The organism is Amycolatopsis sp. lyj-108, assembly GCF_046549005.1.
Taxonomy (GTDB): Bacteria; Actinomycetota; Actinomycetes; order Mycobacteriales; family Pseudonocardiaceae; genus Amycolatopsis.
The window spans coordinates 522,451-539,594 of record NZ_JAJPWQ010000001.1; the positions used below are offsets into that span (position 1 = coordinate 522,451).

Annotated in this window: 19 protein-coding genes; 11 read left to right on the plus strand and 8 right to left on the minus strand. The window is 67.6% G+C overall.

The window, feature by feature from the left end; all coding sequences use genetic code 11:
* Positions 1–77: 77 nt before the first annotated feature.
* From ACLJO0_RS02540 to ACLJO0_RS02570, 7 genes are all read left to right on the plus strand, one after another.
* The gene (locus tag ACLJO0_RS02540; RefSeq protein ID WP_410576381.1) at positions 78–1,094 is read left to right on the plus strand and encodes a substrate-binding domain-containing protein; all 1,017 of its coding nucleotides are present in this window, start codon (positions 78–80) and stop codon (positions 1,092–1,094) included.
* Positions 1,091–2,080 (plus strand): ABC transporter permease, encoded by a 990-nt coding sequence (locus ACLJO0_RS02545; protein ID WP_125790878.1) that lies wholly within the window; start codon positions 1,091–1,093, stop codon positions 2,078–2,080. The genes ACLJO0_RS02540 and ACLJO0_RS02545 overlap by 4 nt, the downstream gene beginning before the upstream one ends.
* The gene (locus tag ACLJO0_RS02550; RefSeq protein ID WP_410576382.1) at positions 2,077–2,889 is read left to right on the plus strand and encodes an ATP-binding cassette domain-containing protein; all 813 of its coding nucleotides are present in this window, start codon (positions 2,077–2,079) and stop codon (positions 2,887–2,889) included. Before ACLJO0_RS02545 ends, ACLJO0_RS02550 begins: the two co-directional genes overlap by 4 nt.
* A gap of 37 nt (positions 2,890–2,926) precedes the next feature.
* A complete protein-coding gene (locus tag ACLJO0_RS02555) occupies positions 2,927–3,790 on the plus strand; it encodes a PfkB family carbohydrate kinase (protein WP_410576954.1) in 864 nt (287 codons plus the stop codon).
* A complete protein-coding gene (locus tag ACLJO0_RS02560; RefSeq protein WP_125784801.1) occupies positions 3,787–4,434 on the plus strand; it encodes a nucleoside/nucleotide kinase family protein in 648 nt (215 codons plus the stop codon). Before ACLJO0_RS02555 ends, ACLJO0_RS02560 begins: the two co-directional genes overlap by 4 nt.
* A complete protein-coding gene (locus ACLJO0_RS02565; RefSeq protein ID WP_410576383.1) occupies positions 4,431–5,177 on the plus strand; it encodes an SDR family oxidoreductase in 747 nt (248 codons plus the stop codon). The genes ACLJO0_RS02560 and ACLJO0_RS02565 overlap by 4 nt, the downstream gene beginning before the upstream one ends.
* 184 nt (positions 5,178–5,361) lie before the next feature.
* Positions 5,362–5,775, plus strand: a complete 414-nt coding sequence (locus tag ACLJO0_RS02570) for a VOC family protein (RefSeq protein WP_125679557.1) — start codon at positions 5,362–5,364, stop codon at positions 5,773–5,775.
* Here the strand turns inward: ACLJO0_RS02570 and ACLJO0_RS02575 are convergent.
* The 3 genes from ACLJO0_RS02575 to ACLJO0_RS02585 all read right to left on the minus strand — a co-directional run bounded on the left by ACLJO0_RS02575 (position 5,772) and on the right by ACLJO0_RS02585 (position 9,375).
* Positions 5,772–6,440 carry a DedA family protein gene (locus tag ACLJO0_RS02575; protein WP_410576384.1) on the minus strand — a complete coding sequence of 223 codons (669 nt, stop codon included), beginning with the start codon at positions 6,438–6,440 and terminating at the stop codon, positions 5,772–5,774. The two genes, ACLJO0_RS02570 and ACLJO0_RS02575, sit on opposite strands and share 4 nt — an antisense overlap.
* Before the next feature lie 150 nt (positions 6,441–6,590).
* Entirely contained in the window at positions 6,591–8,852 is a 2,262-nt protein-coding gene (locus ACLJO0_RS02580) for an MFS transporter (protein ID WP_410576385.1), read from the minus strand.
* A gap of 4 nt (positions 8,853–8,856) precedes the next feature.
* Positions 8,857–9,375 carry a MarR family winged helix-turn-helix transcriptional regulator gene (locus tag ACLJO0_RS02585; RefSeq protein WP_125784806.1) on the minus strand — a complete coding sequence of 173 codons (519 nt, stop codon included), beginning with the start codon at positions 9,373–9,375 and terminating at the stop codon, positions 8,857–8,859.
* A 204-nt stretch (positions 9,376–9,579) separates the two neighbouring features.
* On the opposite strand from ACLJO0_RS02585, the gene ACLJO0_RS02590 reads away from it, so the two are divergent.
* The gene (locus ACLJO0_RS02590) at positions 9,580–10,005 is read left to right on the plus strand and encodes a PPOX class F420-dependent oxidoreductase (RefSeq protein WP_410576386.1); all 426 of its coding nucleotides are present in this window, start codon (positions 9,580–9,582) and stop codon (positions 10,003–10,005) included.
* Positions 10,006–10,043: 38 nt separating this feature from the next.
* On the opposite strand, the gene ACLJO0_RS02595 is transcribed toward ACLJO0_RS02590, so the two are convergent.
* Positions 10,044–10,574, minus strand: a complete 531-nt coding sequence (locus ACLJO0_RS02595) for a TetR/AcrR family transcriptional regulator (RefSeq protein WP_410576387.1) — start codon at positions 10,572–10,574, stop codon at positions 10,044–10,046.
* Between the two features lie 91 nt (positions 10,575–10,665).
* On the opposite strand from ACLJO0_RS02595, the gene ACLJO0_RS02600 reads away from it, so the two are divergent.
* A complete protein-coding gene (locus tag ACLJO0_RS02600; RefSeq protein ID WP_410576388.1) occupies positions 10,666–12,150 on the plus strand; it encodes an MFS transporter in 1,485 nt (494 codons plus the stop codon).
* Between the two features lie 19 nt (positions 12,151–12,169).
* Positions 12,170–13,558 carry an FAD-binding oxidoreductase gene (locus tag ACLJO0_RS02605; protein ID WP_410576389.1) on the plus strand — a complete coding sequence of 463 codons (1,389 nt, stop codon included), beginning with the start codon at positions 12,170–12,172 and terminating at the stop codon, positions 13,556–13,558.
* 115 nt (positions 13,559–13,673) lie between these two features.
* Here the strand turns inward: ACLJO0_RS02605 and ACLJO0_RS02610 are convergent, their stop codons facing one another.
* The 4 genes from ACLJO0_RS02610 to ACLJO0_RS02625 form a co-directional block, all read right to left on the minus strand.
* On the minus strand, positions 13,674–14,396 hold the full coding sequence (locus ACLJO0_RS02610; RefSeq protein WP_125790888.1) for a DedA family protein: 723 nt from the start codon (positions 14,394–14,396) through the stop codon (positions 13,674–13,676).
* Positions 14,397–14,449: 53 nt separating this feature from the next.
* On the minus strand, positions 14,450–14,827 hold the full coding sequence (locus tag ACLJO0_RS02615) for a hypothetical protein (RefSeq protein ID WP_410576390.1): 378 nt from the start codon (positions 14,825–14,827) through the stop codon (positions 14,450–14,452).
* Between the two features lie 17 nt (positions 14,828–14,844).
* On the minus strand, positions 14,845–16,047 hold the full coding sequence (gene nagA / locus ACLJO0_RS02620) for an N-acetylglucosamine-6-phosphate deacetylase (protein WP_125791561.1): 1,203 nt from the start codon (positions 16,045–16,047) through the stop codon (positions 14,845–14,847).
* 91 nt (positions 16,048–16,138) lie between these two features.
* A complete protein-coding gene (locus tag ACLJO0_RS02625; protein ID WP_007032484.1) occupies positions 16,139–16,714 on the minus strand; it encodes a SigE family RNA polymerase sigma factor in 576 nt (191 codons plus the stop codon).
* 141 nt (positions 16,715–16,855) lie between these two features.
* On the opposite strand from ACLJO0_RS02625, the gene ACLJO0_RS02630 reads away from it, so the two are divergent.
* Positions 16,856–17,140: a YciI family protein gene (locus ACLJO0_RS02630; protein ID WP_410576391.1), complete on the plus strand. Its 285-nt coding sequence runs from the start codon at positions 16,856–16,858 to the stop codon at positions 17,138–17,140.
* Positions 17,141–17,144: the final 4 nt, after the last annotated feature.

The window sequence follows — 17,144 nt, forward strand, 5'->3', positions numbered from 1 at the left end:
GCAAACGCTTGCGAGTGAGCATAACCCTGTCTACCTTCCGGTCCATCACGGACAGCCTTGAATCGGAGGGCATCCCCATGAGACAGCGCAGTCTCGCCGCGCTCGCCATGGCCGCCGCACTCGCGGTGACCACGGCCGGGTGCACCGTCGAACGCCACTGGGGTGGCGGTTCGAACGCGGGCGGCGGTGGCAAGGCCAAGGTCGGCCTGGTCACCAAGACCGACACCAATCCCTACTTCGTGGAACTGAGAGCGTCCGCCAAGGCCGCCGCCGAGGCGAACGGCGCGGAGTTCAGCGCGCTCGCCGGCCAGTTCGACGGTGACAACGACGGCCAGGTCCGCGCCATCGAGAACCTCATGCAGCAGGGTGCGAACACCATCCTGATCACGCCGAGTTCCTCGACCGGTGTCCTCGACGCCATCGACCGCGCCCGCAAGGCCGGGGTGCTGGTCATCGCGCTCGACACGGCGACCGAACCGGACACCGCCGTCGACGCCACCTTCGCCACGGACAACTTCGAGGCCGGACGCAGGCAAGGCGCGTACGTCAAGGCCGTGCTGGCGGGCAAGCCGCCGAAGCTGCTCATGGTGGACGGCACCGCCGGGTCCACAGTGGACACTCAGCGGCACACCGGGTTCCTCAAGGGCATCGGGCTGACCGACGCTTCGCCGGAGATCAAGGGCAAGACGCCCGCGAACGGCGACCAGAGCCTCGCGCAGCAGGGGGTCGAGAACCTGCTGCAGCGCACCACCGACATCAACGCCGTCTACACGATGAACGAGCCGATGGGCCGCGGCACCTACGCCGCGCTCCAGGCCCGCGGCCTGGTGAACCAGATCGTGATGGGCTCGATCGACGGCGGCTGCGAAGGCGTCAAGAACGTGCGCGACGGCCAGTACGCCGCCACGGTCATGCAGTTCCCCAAGAAGATGGCCGAGCAGGGCGTCCTCGCCGCCGTCGAATACGCCAAGACCGGCAAGAAGCCGAGCGGGTTCGTCGACACCGGATCCGCGGTGATCACCGACAAGCCGATCCCCGGCGTGGAAAGCCAGGACACCAAGTGGGGCCTCGAGAACTGCTGGGGGACGAAATGACCACGGCAACCCTCAAAGGGAATGAACGGCCGTCGATCGGTGAGTTCTTCCTGCGCGCACCGGCCGTCGGGCCCGCGCTGGCCCTGCTCGTCGCGATCGTGGTGTTCTCCCTCTCGACGGACACCTTCCTCGACCTCGACAACCTTTCCCTTGTGGTGCAACAGTCCCTGGTGGTCGGCACGCTCGCGCTCGGGCAGACGCTGATCATCCTGACCGCGGGCATCGACCTGGCCAACGCGGCCGCGATGGTGCTCGCGACGCTGATCATGGCGAAGCTCGTGGTCGGCGGCGTCTCCGGGATCTGGGCGCTGCTGCTGGGAATCGTGGCGACGGTGGTGATCGGGATGGTCACCGGTTCGCTGGTCACCCGGATCAAACTGCCGCCGTTCATCGTCACGCTCGGCTTGCTGACGGTGCTCACCGCGGCGGCGAAACTGTTCGCCGACGGCCAGGCCGTCCCGGTCGCGGACGAACTGCTCAAATGGCTCGGCACCCGCCGGTACCTGTTCGGCGGCATCCCGATCACCTACGGCATGACGCTCGCTTTGCTGATGTACCTTGGCCTTTGGTACGCGCTCACGCGGACGCCGTGGGGCAAGCACGTCTACGCGGTCGGCAACGCGCCGGAATCCGCGCGGCTGTCCGGCATCAAGGTCAACCGCACGATCCTTTCGGTGTACATCGTCGCCGGGGTGATCGTCGGGATCGCCGCCTGGCAGGCGCTCGGCCGCGTGCCGAACGCCGACCCGAACGCCTTCCAGCTCGGCAACCTCGACTCCATCACCGCGGTGGTGCTCGGCGGCGCGAGCCTGTTCGGCGGCCGGGGTTCCGTACTCGGCACGATGATGGGCGCGCTGGTCGTCGCGGTCCTGCGGTCCGGGCTGACCCAGCTCGGGGTGGACGCGCTCTACCAGGACGTCGCCACCGGTGCCCTGCTCATCGGCGCTGTCTGCGTCGACCGTTTCGCGAGGAGGCGGCAGTCATGACGACACCTACGTTGTCCGCGCAGGGCCTGGTCAAGCGCTACGGCCGGGTCACCGCCATCGACGGTGCCGACTTCGAACTGTTCCCCGGCGAGGTGCTCGCCGTCGTCGGCGACAACGGCGCCGGGAAGTCGAGCCTCATCAAAGCCCTTTCGGGAGCGGTGATCCCGGATTCCGGTGAGATCAAAGTGGACGGTCAGACCGTCCACTTCAAGTCCCCTTTGGACGCTCGCCACTACGGCATCGAGACGGTGTACCAGGATCTCGCCGTCGCGCCCGCGCTCGACATCGCGTCGAATATGTTCCTCGGCCGCGAAAAACGGCGTAAGGACCTCTTCGGGCAGCTGTTCCGGAAGCTGGACACCGCGACGATGCGGGCCGACGCGCAGCGGATCCTCGACGAACTCGGCATCAACATCAAATCCATCACGCAGCCGGTGGAGACGTTGTCCGGCGGGCAGCGCCAAGGTGTCGCGGTCGCCCGGGCGGCGGCCTTCGGCACCAAAGCGGTGATCATGGACGAGCCGACCGCCGCGCTCGGCGTCGCCGAATCCGGCAAGGTGCTCGACCTGATCAACCGGATCCGCGAACGCGGCCTGCCGGTGGTCCTGATCAGCCACAACATGCCGCATGTGTTCGACATCGCCGACCGCATCCACGTGCACCGCCTCGGCAAACGGGTCGCGGTCGTCTCACCGAAGACGCACACCATGAACCAGGTCGTCGGCCTGCTCACGGGTGCGCTGAAGATCGGTGAGAACGGCGAGGTCGAAGAGGTCGCTTCGGCTGTCCACACGGGTCTGCTGAGCTGATGGCATCTCAGCGGGAAAAAGTACTTCGATGCTGAAGGTGCTGCTGGCGGGCCTGTGCACCGTCGACCAGATTCAGCGCGTCGCCGAGATCCCGGCGCCGGGCGAGAAGGTGCGTTCGCTGTCGATGGACGTCGCCGCCGGGGGGCCGGCGACGAACGCGGCGGTGACCGTGGCCGCGCTCGGTGCCGGGGCGACGCTCCTGACGGTCGCCGGTGCGCACCCGCTGGCGGCACTCGCCCGCGCCGACCTCGAAGCGCACGGCGTCGACCTGGTCGACCTCGATCCCGAGCGGCCCGATCCGCCCGCGATCAGCGCCATCGTCGTCCGGGATTCCGACGGCGAACGCACCGTCGTCTCGCGCAACGCCCACGCCTCCTCGCAATTCGTCACCTACTTGCGATCCTTGCGCGCGCAACTGTCGCAACTAGATGACGAATTGCCGGGGTGTGTGCTCCTCGACGGGCACCATCCGGAGGTCGCACTGGAAGTCGCGCGCTGGGCCAGGGAGCGGAAGGTGCCGGTGGTGCTCGATGCGGGGAGCTGGAAGCCGGTCTTCCCCGAACTCATGCCGCTGGTCGACATCGCCGCCTGCTCCTCGTTGTACCGCGGGGACGACCCCCGCGAGCACGGCGTGCCGGTCGTGATCACGACCGCGGGCCCCGATCCGGTGTGCTGGTCGACGGCGGACGGATCCGGTGCGGTCCCCGTCCCGGTCACCCGGGCGCGTGACACGCTGGGTGCGGGCGACGTGTGGCACGGGGCTTTCGCGTACGCGGTCGCCAGGGACCGAGGGGACGTCCCGGGCTGGATCGAGTTCGCCAACGAGGTGGCCGCCGAACGGGTGCGGCATGAAGGACCGAGGTCGTGGACGGCCGCGGTCGCGAAGAAAGGACTGCCATGACAGCCATGCCTCCGGTGTTCGAGGACCTGTTGAGCAGGGCTCAGACGCTGGCGAAGCCGGGACAGCGCAGTGTGCTCGGCATCGTCGGCGCCCCCGCGTCCGGCAAGACGACGCTGGCCTGGGGCCTGGCGAAGGCGCTGGGCACGAGGGCCGCGGTGGTCGGGATGGACGGCTTCCACCTGGCGCAGGTGGAACTGCAACGGCTCGGGCGGGCGGAGCGCAAGGGCGCGCCGGACACCTTCGACGCCGCCGGGTACGTGCACCTGCTGCGCAGGCTCGCCGAAGGCCGCGAGACGGTCTACGCGCCCGAATTCCGCCGGGAGATCGAGGAGCCGATCGCCGGTGCCGTCGCGGTCACGCCCGACGTCCCGCTGGTCATCACCGAGGGGAACTACCTGCTCATGCAGGACGACCCGTGGAGCGGCGTGAAGCCGATCCTCGCCGAGTCGTGGTTCCTCGCGCCCGATGAGCCCGAGCGCATCGAGCGGCTCGTCTCACGGCACCGCCGCTACGGCCGTTCGCTGGTCGACGCGCGTCGCCGCGCGCTCGGTTCCGACCAGCGCAACGCCGATCTGATCGCCTCCACCAGCAGCCGGGCCGACCTGGTCCTCGAGAACCTGCCGCTGGTCAACTTCGCCATATGACAGGCGTTCTCATCGTCACGGGCGGCAGCAAAGGCATCGGCGCGGCGGTCTGTGAACTGGCCGCCGCGCGCGGTTACGACGTCGTCGTCAACTACGCGGGTGACGTCGAAGCGGCCGAAGACGTCGCTTCGCGGGTCCGGAAGCACGGCGTCCGGGCGATCACCCAGCGCGGCGACGTGGCGTCCGAGGACGACGTGGTGGCCCTGTTCGACGCCGCCGTCGAGCTCGGCCCGCTCGCCGGGGTGGTCGCGAACGCGGCCATCACCGGCAACACCCCCGGCCGCTTCGACGAATACGACGTCGACGTCGTCCGTCGCGTCGTCGATGTCAACATCACGGGTGTCTTCCTGTGCGTCCGCGAGGGCATCCGCCGGATGTCCACCCGGTACGGCGGCGAGGGCGGCGCGATCGTGACGCTGTCGTCCACCGCCGCGCGGACCGGTTCGCCCGGGGAATGGGTCCATTACGCGGGCACCAAGGCCGCGGTCGAAACGATGACCTATGGCGTCGCGCAAGAAGTGGCGAAAGAATCCGTCCGGGTCAACGCCGTCGCGCCGGGCATGATCCACACCGGACTACACGCCGCGGCGGGAATGCCCGATCGCATGGAGCGGATCGCGCCGACCATCCCGATGGGACGGGCCGGCGAACCCGGCGAAGTCGCGGAAGCCGTGCTGTGGCTGCTTTCCCCGGCCGCGTCGTACACCACCGGGACGGTGCTGACCGTCGGCGGAGGACGTTGACACCCGGGACCACGGAGCGGTCACGAGGTGATATCGGGTCCGCGTGCGGTTCAGCCACTTTTTAACACTTTTTCCCGGCGGATATCACGATTCATGTGGGAAGTCGGCGGATCACCTCGTCGTCACAGGCGCCTGTGTCACCCTGGTGGCGCCCCCAAGCTCTTGATCAGGACGGTCATCCCCGATGTCCAAGCTCATGTCTGTGCACCATCTGGCACTCACCGTGACCGATGTGGATCGGAGCGTGCCCTGGTACGCCCGTGTGCTCGAACTCGAAGAGTTCACACGTCGTGAAGACCCCGAAACGGGTCTTCGGAAGGTCGTGCTCAGGTCGCCGAGCGAGGGTTTCGCGGTCGTGCTCGTCGAGCACCAGGACACCGAGCGGCCGCGATTCGACGAACGCCGGACAGGTCTGGACCACGTGGCGTTCAAGGTCTCTTCGCGATCGGAACTGGCCGAATGGGAAGCGCGGCTCTCCGAATACGGCGTTTTCTACACGCCTTCGAAGGGATCGCGGACCCTGGAAGGCTCGTCGGTCATCGTGTTCCGTGACCCGGACGGGATCCAGCTGGAGATCTGGGCCGACCCCGAGGTCTAGGCCGCGCTCTCTTCGGTCTCTTCGGCGGGCCGCCGCATCTCCTGGCGGTAGCGGATCACGCCGTAGGCCGTGCCCACCACGAAGAACGCGATGCTGATCCACAGTGCCGCCGTCTTGACCCACGGCAGCTGGTCGAGCAGACCGGCGCCGTAGTAGCCGAGCAGCACCAGCGTCGGCACCCAGAGCAGCCCGCCCAGCGCCGTCGCGAGCGCGAACCGGCGCGGATCCATTCGCGCGGTCCCCGCGATGAGCGGCGCCAGCGTGCGGATCCACGGGATCCAGCGCGCGGCCACGATGGCGAAGAAACCCCTGCGATCCAGGAACGTTCTGGCGCGGTCGAGATTGTGCCGGTTCAGCACCTTGCCGCCGCGGCGCGCGATCAGTTTCGTGCCTGTCGTACGGCCGATGTAATACCCCACCTGGTTGCCGAGGATCGCGACGAGCAGCGCGGCGGCCGACAGCAGCCACGCGTTCAGGTCCGAGCCGTGCTGCGCGAGGACGACCCCGGCCGCGAACAGCAGGGAGTCTCCTGGCAGGAACAGCCCGATGATCAGCGCGCACTCCACGAAGATGAAGCTCAGCACGATCACCCAGACGAGCACCGGCCCGGCGGTGTCGAGCCAGCTAACGCCGATGCCCGCGGCCTCGGTGTACACCTCAGTCACGACGCGAGCCTACGTGTACTTCGAGAACCGCACGCGGCCGAACCATGGAATGGGGGTGTCCGAAAGGTCCGGTCATGCCTCCTGCCCATGCTATGAAAGGTCCTTTCCTTGCAAAATTTGCAAGGAAAGGACCTTTCATAGCGCTGGCGACTAGTGCTCGACGAGCTCGTCGAGCGCCTGGTCGTAGCTCAGCCGGACGTCGTGTTCGGCCTGGTCACCGCCCAGCAGTTCCACTCGGCTGGTCGCGGGCGGGTAGCCGCTCGCGATCACCGTGTAGGTCCCGGCGGGCAGGTCGCTGACCGTGTAGTTGCCCTCCGCGTCGGTCCTCGCCACGGCGGCGACGCCGCCCGAAGAGTCGAGCACGGTGATCCGCGCGTCGGGCACCACCCGGTCGCCATCGGTGCGGGCGACCCCGCTCAGCAGGATCGTGCTGACCAGTTCGAAGTCGTGGCGCAGCACCCCGGCCCCGGTGGCGGTCAGCGTCGCCGCGATCGGCCGGAACCAGCGGCCGCTGGCGACGAGCGTGTACCGCCCGCCCACGATGCCGGCGAACGAGTAGACGCCGTTCTCGTTCGTGTGCGTCCTGGCCACCTGATTGCCGTTGTGGTCGATCAGGGTCAGCGCCGCACCCGCGACGTTCGTGGCGTCGTCCCGGCGGACATGCCCGCTGATCTGCGCGGATCCGGCACGGTAAGCCCCGTTCCCGTTGGTCATCGCGTGCTTGCCCGGTTCGACGGGCGCGGTCACGACCGTCTTCTCGGAGGCCGTTTCGACAGGTGCGTCGTCCTCCTCGAGGAGTGCTTCGCCGCCTTCGAGAGCCGAAGCCGCCGAAGGAGCCGAGCCGCCGAGCAGCGGGATCTCCTTCATGAACATCAGGACCAGCGTCGCCAGCAGCGCGACCGCGCCCGCCACGTAGAACACCGTGGTGATCGACTCGGTGAAGCCGATCAGCACCGGGGTCTTGATGGCCTCGGGCAGGTTCGCGATACCGCTCGTGTTCGTGGTGATGTCACCCAGCGCCGCGGCGCCTTCACCGGTCGGCGCGTTGCCGCCGAACGCCTTGGTGATGTTGCCCGGCAGGACGTTGAACAGGATCGTCAGGAACACCGCGACACCCGCGGTACCACCGATCTGCCGGAAGAACGTCGCCGAAGCGGTCGAGACGCCCATGTCGCTGCGCGGGCCCGCGTTCTGCACCGCGATGATCAGCGTCTGCATGCAGGCACCGAGGCCGAGACCGATGATCGCGGCCGCGACCAGCGGGTGCCACAGCGCGCTGTTGTACTCGACCTGCGCGAAGAAGAACGAGCCCGCCGCGATCAACAGCGTGCCGACCACCGGGAACACCTTGTAGCGGCCGGTCTTGCTGGTGATCTGGCCCGAGATGATCGAACCGCTCATGATGCCCGCCATCAGCGGGATCATCAGCAGCCCCGACTCGGTCGGCGAGAACTCCAGAACCACCTGCATGTACTGCGGGATCATCATGATCGCGCCGAACATCGCGACACCGACGATGATGCCGCCGACGATCGCGACCGTGAAGGTCGAGTTCTTGAACAGCCGCAACGGGATCAGCGCCGCGTCCTTCATCAGCTTCTCGATGAAGATGAAGGCGACCACGCCGATGGCGCCGATGACGTAGCAGATGATGGCGTTCTGCGAGCCCCAGCCCCACTTGTTGCCCTGCTCGGCGACGATCAGGAACGGCACCACGGCGACGACGAGCGCGAGCCCGCCCCACCAGTCGATCTTGTGGTCGTGGCGCTGGTGCGGCACGTTGAGCACGCGGGCGACGACGAACAGCGCGACGATCGCGATCGGCACGTTGATCAGGAACACCCAGCGCCAGCCGGCGATGTCGTAGCCGAAGACGGTGCCGAGCTTGTCGAAGTCGGCGAAGAAACCGCCGAGCACCGGGCCGAGCACCGTGGAGATACCGAACACGGCGAGGAAGTAACCCTGGTAGCGGGCACGTTCCCGCGGCGGCACGATGTCGCCCATGATCGTCATCGCCAGCGACATCAGACCGCCGGCGCCGAGGCCCTGGATCGCGCGGAACGCGGCCAGTTCGTACATCGATGTCGCGAACGCCGAGGCGATCGAGCCGATGAGGAAGATCGAGATCGCCGCGATGTAGAACGGCTTGCGCCCGTAGATGTCGGACAGCTTGCCGTAGATCGGCGTGACGATCGTCGAGGTGATCAGGTAGGCCGTGGTGATCCAGGCCTGCAGGTCGAACCCGTTGAGGTCGTTCGCGATACGGACGATCGAGGTGCCCACGATCGTCTGGTCGAGCGCCGCCAGGAACATGCCCGACATCAGGCCGATCAGGATCGTGACGATCTGACGGTGACTGAGCCGGGGTCCGTCTTCTTCGACGGCTGGTGGACTTTCTACGGTGGAACTCATTGCTTCAGGCCCCCTTGGCCTTCGACGCCGACGCGGGGTCAGCGAACTGTGGAGATGTTTTTTCAAGGTCGTCGTTCAGCCGGTGGAACAGCGAGTTGAGGGTTTTCCGGTCGTCGTCGGACCAGTCGCCGAGCACCTCGGCGAGCCACTGGTTCCGCTGCTTGCGGTTCTCCTCGAACACCCGATGCCCTTCGGCGGTCGGTGCGAGCAGGCAGGCGCGGCCGTCTTCGGGGTCGGCCAGGCGCTCGACCAGCCCGTGCTGGACGAGAGAACTCGACTGCCTGCTGATGGTCGAGATCTCGGAGTGCAGGAACTCGGCGAGTTTGCTGGTCCGCTGGGGGCCGACGTGGATGAGGCAGAAGAGGATCGCGTACGCGGCCCGCTCGATGCCGTCCGGTCCCTGCTTGGACACCTGGGACTTGGCCCGGTTGACCAGGCGGACGAGCCGCACGAGCTCGTGCCCGAGGGTGTCGGCCAGGTCGAGGTCGGCCTTCGACCTGGTGCCGGGTGTCGTGGGTGTCATCGCCGTCTCTCTCGCCGGTTGCTTGGTCACTGCAACTAGTTGCCTAGAGCAAGGATGTTCCTCTCAGGAGAGCTTCGCAAGAAGAAAGTGACGTTGTGTGTCGGACAACACTTTAGTTGCCGCATGCAAGCACATTTATTCGTGCATGTTTGTCCGGTTCACCCGGCTTGGGTCGCTGAGCTGCGCTTTTGCTTTGATGGAGACATGACCGACTCCGCGCTCTACGCGATCCTCGCCGACCGAAACTTCGGCACCCTCGCCACCATCAAGCGCGACGGCAGGCCGCAGCTGTCGACCGTCAACTACCTCTACGACGCGGACGCCGGCGCGATCCTGATCTCGATCACCGCGCCGCGCGCCAAGACGAAGAACCTGCGGCGCGACCCGCGGGCGACGTTCCACGTCTCGACCGAGAGCGGTGACGGCTACGTCGTCGTCGAGGGGTCCGCGGTGTTGACGCCGACCGCCGCTTCGCGCGACGACGCGACCGTGGACGCGCTGGTGGACCACTACCGGCGGGCCAGGGGCGAGCATCCGGACTGGGCCGAGTTCCGCGACGCCATGGTCGCCGACCAGCGCGTTCTGCTCACCATCCCGATCGAGCGCGTCTACGGTCTGTCCCGCAATTAGTCACCTACTTGCGCTCTCTGTCCGGCGCAAGTAGGTGACTAATTGCGCTGGATGCGGGCCTTGATCTCGTCGATCCGGTCGAGGAGGGCGCTCGCGTCGTCCCGGCCGAGCGCCGCCCGCAGGTAGAGGCCGTCGCCGACCAGGATGATCAGTTCGGCGGACAGCGGGTCGCCGACGTGCTCGCTGATCAGGTCGTGGATCTTCTGGTTGTAGACCTGGACGACCTCGGCGACCCGTGGCTCGTTGAGCATGATCCGGATCGTCGCCATGGTCGTGCGGTGCAGCGGCTTGCGCTGGGTCACGTCGGTGATGGCGGTGCGCAGGTACCAGGAAACGACGCCTTCCGGCGCCGTCCGTGCCTGTTCGAGGTCTGCGTCCGACAGAGTTGCGAGACGTTCCATCAGGCCTTCGACCAGGGCATCCTTCGAGCCGAAGTGGTAGAGCAGGCCGCCCTTCGACACTCCGGCGCGGGCGGCGACGGCTTCCAGGGTGACCCCGCCGGGGCCCTGTTCGATGAGTATCTCCTCGTACGAGTCGAGGATGTGTTCCTTCGCCGAGGTCTTCGCCATATCAGTTGACTATACCGTCTGGACGGTTTACCTTCGATCAGGGCGGTAACTGTACCGTCCGGACGGTTTATCTAAACGAGGAGAGTGCGCCATGGCGGGGCGCAAGCAGTGGTTGGCGTTGGCGGTACTGGTGCTTCCGGTGCTGCTGATCAGCGTGGACATGACGGTGCTCGGGTTCGCGCTGCCGTTCCTGTCCGAGGATCTGGCGCCCACCGGTGCGGAGCAGTTGTGGATCGTCGACATCTATTCGTTCATGCTGGCGGGCCTGCTGGTCCTGATGGGCACGCTCGGTGACCGCATCGGCCGTCGCAAGCTGCTGCTCATGGGTGCCGCCGCGTTCGGTGCCGCTTCGGTGCTCGCGGCCTTCTCGACCAGCGCGTTCATGCTGATCATCGCGCGGGCGCTGCTCGGTGTGGGTGGCGCGACGCTGATGCCGTCGACGCTGTCGCTGATCCGCAGCATCTTCGTCGACGCCAAACAACGCCGGACCGCGATCGCCGTCTGGAGTGCCGGGTTCTCCGGCGGGATGGCGCTCGGGCCGGTGCTCGGCGGCTGGCTGCTGGAGCACTTCTGGTGGGGTTCGGTCTTCCTCATCAACGTCCCGGTGATGGTGATCCTGCTGGTCGTCGGCCCGTTCCTGCTGCCGGAGGCGCGTGACCCGAAGCCGGGCCGGTTCGATCCGTTGTCGGCGCTGCTGTCGCTGGCCGCGATGCTGCCGGTGGTCTACGGCATCAAGCTGGTCGCCGAACACGGCTTCACCTGGAAGGCCGCGGTCAGCGTCCTGATCGGGCTCGCGCTCGGTGTCGTGTTCGTCCGCAGGCAGAACAGCCTCGACGAGCCGATGCTCGACCTGAAGCTGTTTTCGAACCGGGCCTTCAGTGGTTCCGTGGTGACGAACATGCTCGGCGTGTTCGCCATGGTCGGCCTGCTGTTCCTGGTGCCGCAGTACCTGCAGCTGGTGCTCGGGCTGACCCCGGTCGTCGCCGCGCTGTGGATGCTCCCGGCGACGGTCGCCGGTGTCGCGGGCGCGCTTCTCGCGGCCTGGCTCGCGAAGCGGATCCGGGTATCCGTGCTGGTCAGTGGCGGTCTCCTGGTCGCCGCGGTCGGCTTCCTGGCGTTGACCCAGGTGTCATCCGGCGGCGGGCTCGCGTACGTCGTGGTGTCGTTCACGCTGCTCGGCGGCGGTGTCGCCCTGTCGGAAACGCTGACGAACGACCTGGTCATCTCGGCCGCTCCGGCCGAACGGGCCGGGGCCGCGTCGGCGATCTCCGAGACCGGGTTCGAGCTGGGCGGTGCGCTCGGCACGGCCATCCTCGGCAGTGTCGCGACCGCGGTCTACCGGTCCGGTCTGCCGGAAGGGACGGCCGACGCCGCCCGGGACACCCTCGGCGGCGCCGTCGCCACCGCGCAGCAGCTCGACCCTGCCGCGGGACAGGCGCTCCTGGAGTCGGCTCGCGAGGCCTTCACCCAGGGGGTGCACGTGACCGCATGGGCGGGTGTGGCCGTGCTCGTCTATACAGGTGTTCAGGCGTTCATCCTGCTCGATCGGAAAAAAATTTCCGCAGTGCGGACGTAATGGCGCCTACGATGAGGGCATGAACAACCATGCCCTGGTCACCCGGCTCCGCGAGCATCTCGGCGACGCCGCGGTGCTCACCGACACCGACGTCACGGACGCCTACTCGCGCGACATGATGCCGCTGGCCGCCAGCGGCAAACCCCTCGCGGTGGTGCTGCCGTCCGACACGGAGGGTGTGCAGGCCGTGGTGAAGGCGTGCGCGGAGTTCGAGGTGCCGATCGTGCCCCGCGGCGCCGGCAGTGGTCTGTCCGGCGCCGCGAACGCGATCGACGGCTGTGTAGTGCTGGTGCTGACCAAACTCGACCAGATCGTCGAGATCGACGAAGGCAACCGGCTCGCCGTCGTGCAGCCCGGCGTGGTGAACCTCGATTTCCGCAACGCGGTGGAGAAGCACGGCCTGTTCTATCCGCCGGATCCGTCCAGCTACGACTGGTGCACCATCGGCGGGAACCTGTCCACCAACGCCGGTGGGCTGTGCTGCGTGAAGTACGGCGTCACCACGGATTCCGTGCTGGGACTGGAAGTCGTGCTCGCCGACGGCTCACTGCTGAAGACCGGGCGCCGCACGGTGAAGGGTGTCGCCGGCTATGACCTCGCGCGGCTCTTCGTCGGCAGCGAGGGCACGCTCGGCGTGATCACCCAGGCGACCGTCGCGCTGAAACCGTTGCCGCAGTTGCCCGCCACCCTCGTCGCCGCCTTCAACAGCACGGAAGCCGCGGGCGAGGCCGTCGCGCGGGTGGTGCGCGAGGGGCTGGTGCCGTCGCTGCTGGAGATCATGGACGCCACGTCGATCAAGGCCGCCGAGGCGTACCTCAAAACCGACCTCGGCACGAGCTCGGACTGCAAAGCCTTGCTGCTCGCGCAATCCGACTCCGGCGGCGAGGTCGCGCGCCGGGAACTCGCCGCGCTGGAACAGATCTGCGTCGACTGCGGCGCGGATCTGGCCTACGCCACCGAGGACATCGAAGAGGGCAAGATGCTGCTGCAGGCGCGGCGGGTCGTGCTCACCGCGCTGGAGATGTACGGCGTCTGGCTGACCGACGACGTCTGTGTGCCGCGCACGCGCATCGCCGAACTGATCGCCGGCTGCGAGCGGATCAGCGAAGAAGTGGGCTTGCGGATCGCCGTCGTCGGCCACGCGGGTGACGGCAACATGCACCCGACGATCGTCTACGCGCAGGATTCCGAGGAGGAGTTCGCTCGCGCGCGGACGGCCTTCGACGCGATCCTCGACGTCAGCCTGTCGCTGGGCGGCACGGTCACCGGCGAGCACGGCATCGGCCGGATCAAACGCGAGTGGCTCGTCAAGGAGATCGGCGAAGTCGGCCTTCAGGTGCATCGCCAGATCAAGCGGGCCCTCGACCCGGAGAACCTCTTCAACCCCGGTTCGATGTTCTCCCTCTGAGCCGAGGCCATGGCATTCGCAACCATGCCACCTTTGCCGCCGTCCCAAGTACATGAAGGCCCCCTTCCTTGCGTTAGGCGCAAGGAAGGGGGCCTTCATGTACTTCGCGAAAGGGTCAGTCGCGGATGCGCGGGATCTGCTGCGTGATGTCCTCGGCGGCCTCGGCGACGAGGCCGGTCGCGGTGTCCGCGTGCTTCTTCTCGCGGCGGGCCTTGAGGTACTCGATCACGATCGGCACCACCGAGACCAGCACGATCAGGATGAAGATCGCGTCGACGTTGTCGCGGATGAACGCGACGCCGCCGAGCAGGTGGCCGAGCGCGGTGATCCCGGCGGCCCACAGGATGCCGCCGATGACGGTGTAGGTGAAGTACTTCTTCGGGTCCATCTTGCCGATGCCGGCGATCCAGGTGATGAACGTCCGCACGAACGGCACGAACCGCGCCAGCACGACGGCCTTCGGCCCGTGCTTCTCGAGGAAGGCGTGGGTCTGGTCCACGTACTTCTGGTTGAAGAACTTCGAATCCGGCTTGCGGAACAGCCAGGGCCCGACCTTCCGGCCGAGGCCGTAGCCGACCGCGTTGCCGACCAGTGCGGCGACGGTGACCAGGACGCACACCAGCCACAGCGGCGCCTCGATCGAGCCGTTCGCGATGAACAGGCCCGCGGTGAACAGCAGTGAGTCACCGGGCAGCACCGGGAAGATGCTGCTCTCGACGAAGATGATCAGGCAGAGCACGGTGATGACCGGAACGGTCAGCCCGCTCAGCAGGTGCTGCGGGTCCAGCCACTCCGGCAGGAGGCCCATCGTCGTCACGTTGTTCTGCGCCAGGATCACACCAAAACGGTACAGGGTGACGCTGAGTGCTTTGACCCGACGGGAGAGGCGGCTCAGATCAGCGTGAGCAGCCCGATCACGGAACCGGCGGCCAGCCCCAGCAGCACGGCGAGCAGCAGCACCCAGTACGCGGGAAGGGGCGGGCTGCTTGGCGAAGGCGCTGGAGGCGGCGTCGGACGCTCGGCCAGCCTGGCCGTTTCGGCGTCTTCAAGCGCGACGCGTTCCCGTTCGAGCGAGTCGGCTCCGGCACCCGAGAGCAGCCCGTACTGAGGGGGCAGTTCGTTCTTGCCGGAAGGGACACTACTCTCCGTGTCCGTTTCGGCCGGTTTGTCCGTAGTGGCTTCGGAGGCGCGCTCCGCCGAAGGAGCGAAGACGGCCTGTGCGCGCAAGGCGTCAGTCAGGAGTTTCTCCGGGTCCTTGGGCTCGCTCATCCGGTCTCCCTTCGCCGCTACCCGTCGCTGACCGACACACCGCCTTCGACCGCGCCGCTCAGCGGGGCCGTGGCGCTCAATGTAGCCGCAGCGTCGTCCTTGACCCATTCGCCCTGGCGCAGCACCTTGACCGGCCGGAGGTCGCGATCGAGCACGACGACGTCGGCCGCGAGCCCGGCGCGCAGCGACCCGGTCCGGTCGGCGAGGCCGAGCAGTTCGGCGGGCCGCCCGGAGGTCGCGCGGACGGCGTCGAGCAGGTCGATGCCCGCGCCGCGGACCAGGTTGCGGAAGGCCGCGTCCATGGTCAGCGTGCTGCCCGCCAGCGAACCGTTCCCGGCGAGGGTGGCGACGCCGTCGCGGACGTCGACCTCGAGGCGGCCGAGGATGTAGCTGCCGTCGGCGGCGTCGGTGGCCGACATGGCGTCGGTGATGAGCACCGTCCGGCCCTTGCCCGCGTGGTGCGCGGCGAGCCGCAGCACGGTCGGGTGGACGTGGACGAGGTCGCAGATCAGCTCGACGGTGATCCGCTCGTCGTCGAGGAGGGCGCCGATCGGGCCCGGCTCGCGGTGGTGGAGGGGCCGCATGGCGTTGAAGAGGTGGGTCGCGACGGAGGCGCCCGCGTCGATCGCGGGGATGATCTGGTCCTCGACACCGTCGGTGTGCCCGATGGCGGCGATGACGCCCGATTCGGCCAGTTGCCGGACCGCCTTGATCCCGCCGTGTAGTTCGGGGGCGAGGGTGACCATCCGGATGTCACCGCGGCCGGCACCGAGCAGCGCGTTGACCGTGGCCGTGTCCGGCTCGATCAGCGTTGCCGGGTCGTGCGCTCCGCAACGAGCCTTCGAGATGAAGGGTCCTTCAAGGTGAATTCCGGCAAGTTCACCCTCTTGGACCAGCTCACGCAGGGCGGCGATCTGGTCCCTGAGCACCGGGACGGGGTCCGAGACCAGACTGCCGAGCATGGTCGTGGTCCCGTGCCGCCGGTGCGCGCGGATGGCGCGGAACAGCTCCTCCGGGTTCGCACTGGAGAACGACCCGCCCCCACCGCCATGGCAGTGGGTGTCGACGAAGCCGGGCACGACCAGGCACCCGTCGACATCGACGCGATCGATGTCCGGGGGTGTCCCGGAACCGACTTGGACGATCCTGCCGCCGGCGATAGCCAGCCAGCCGTCGTCGAGTACACGGTCCGGGGCGACGACCCGGCCGCCCACGATCACGAAATCTCCGGCGCCTCTCACGTCCCCCAGCATATATTGGTCTGGACCAAGCATGGCGGCACAACCCAGCGCTCGAGATTAAGGCCGGGTGTCAGTTCGGCGACTGCATCGCTTTCTGCAGTGCCTCCAGCGCCCGGCTGGCGGTTGACTTAACGGTACCTTTCGAAATCCCGGCGGCCTCAGAGATTTCGGCCTCACTCAGCCCACCGTAGTAACGGAGGACCAGAACCTCGCGCTGGCGAGGGGGCAGTTTGGACAAAGCGCTCACCACGGCCTGATGTTCACTCGACAGCATGGCGAGGCTTTCGGCCGAACGCGCGTTGACGGCGTGCGGCGCGACGTACTCGCGGGCGGTCTTGCGGCGGCGCAGCACACTGCGTGATCCGTTGACCACGGCGGTGCGCAGGTACCCGACGGCAGCGGCGGCGTCGCGCAGGCGCCCCCAGTTGCGGTGCAGCCCGGTGAAGGCCTCCTGGACGACGTCTTCGGCGGTCGCCGGTTCGTCCACGAGCAGGATGGCCAGCCGGACGAGTCGCATCCGGTGCTGGCGATAGAGATCCTCAAGGGTCAGCGGTGCCGCAGGCGGCGGTGGCGTGACCGGTCCGTCCATGGTGCGCAGATGGCCGAGGGTCGCCTCGACACTGCGTTCCGCATTGCCCTCGAGCATGTACCCCTACCTGTTCATTTACCCCTTTGAAGCACAACCTGTGCATGGCGCTCGATCAGCGTATCGGGTGGGGCGGGAGTCCTGCCTGATCGGATCCTGAGAAGCTGGGGGGCGTCTGTTGGAGCGACCTTGGAGATGTCGATGGCCTGGTTCCTGGTGGAGATCACGTACGTGCGGGAGAAGCTGGCGGATGTGCGCCCCCGGCACCGGGAATTCCTGTCCACCCTCGCCGACCAGGGTGTCGTCGCGCTCGGCGGCCCGCTGGGCGACGGCTCCGGCGGTATCTCGATGTACCAGGCGGCCGACGAAGCGGCGCTGCTCGAAATCATCAACAAGGACCCGTACCACCTCGAAGGTGTTGTCGCGGAGCGGACCGTCCGCGAGTTCAAGCCGGTGATCGGCTCCTGGATTCCCAAGGAAGCCTGACAGC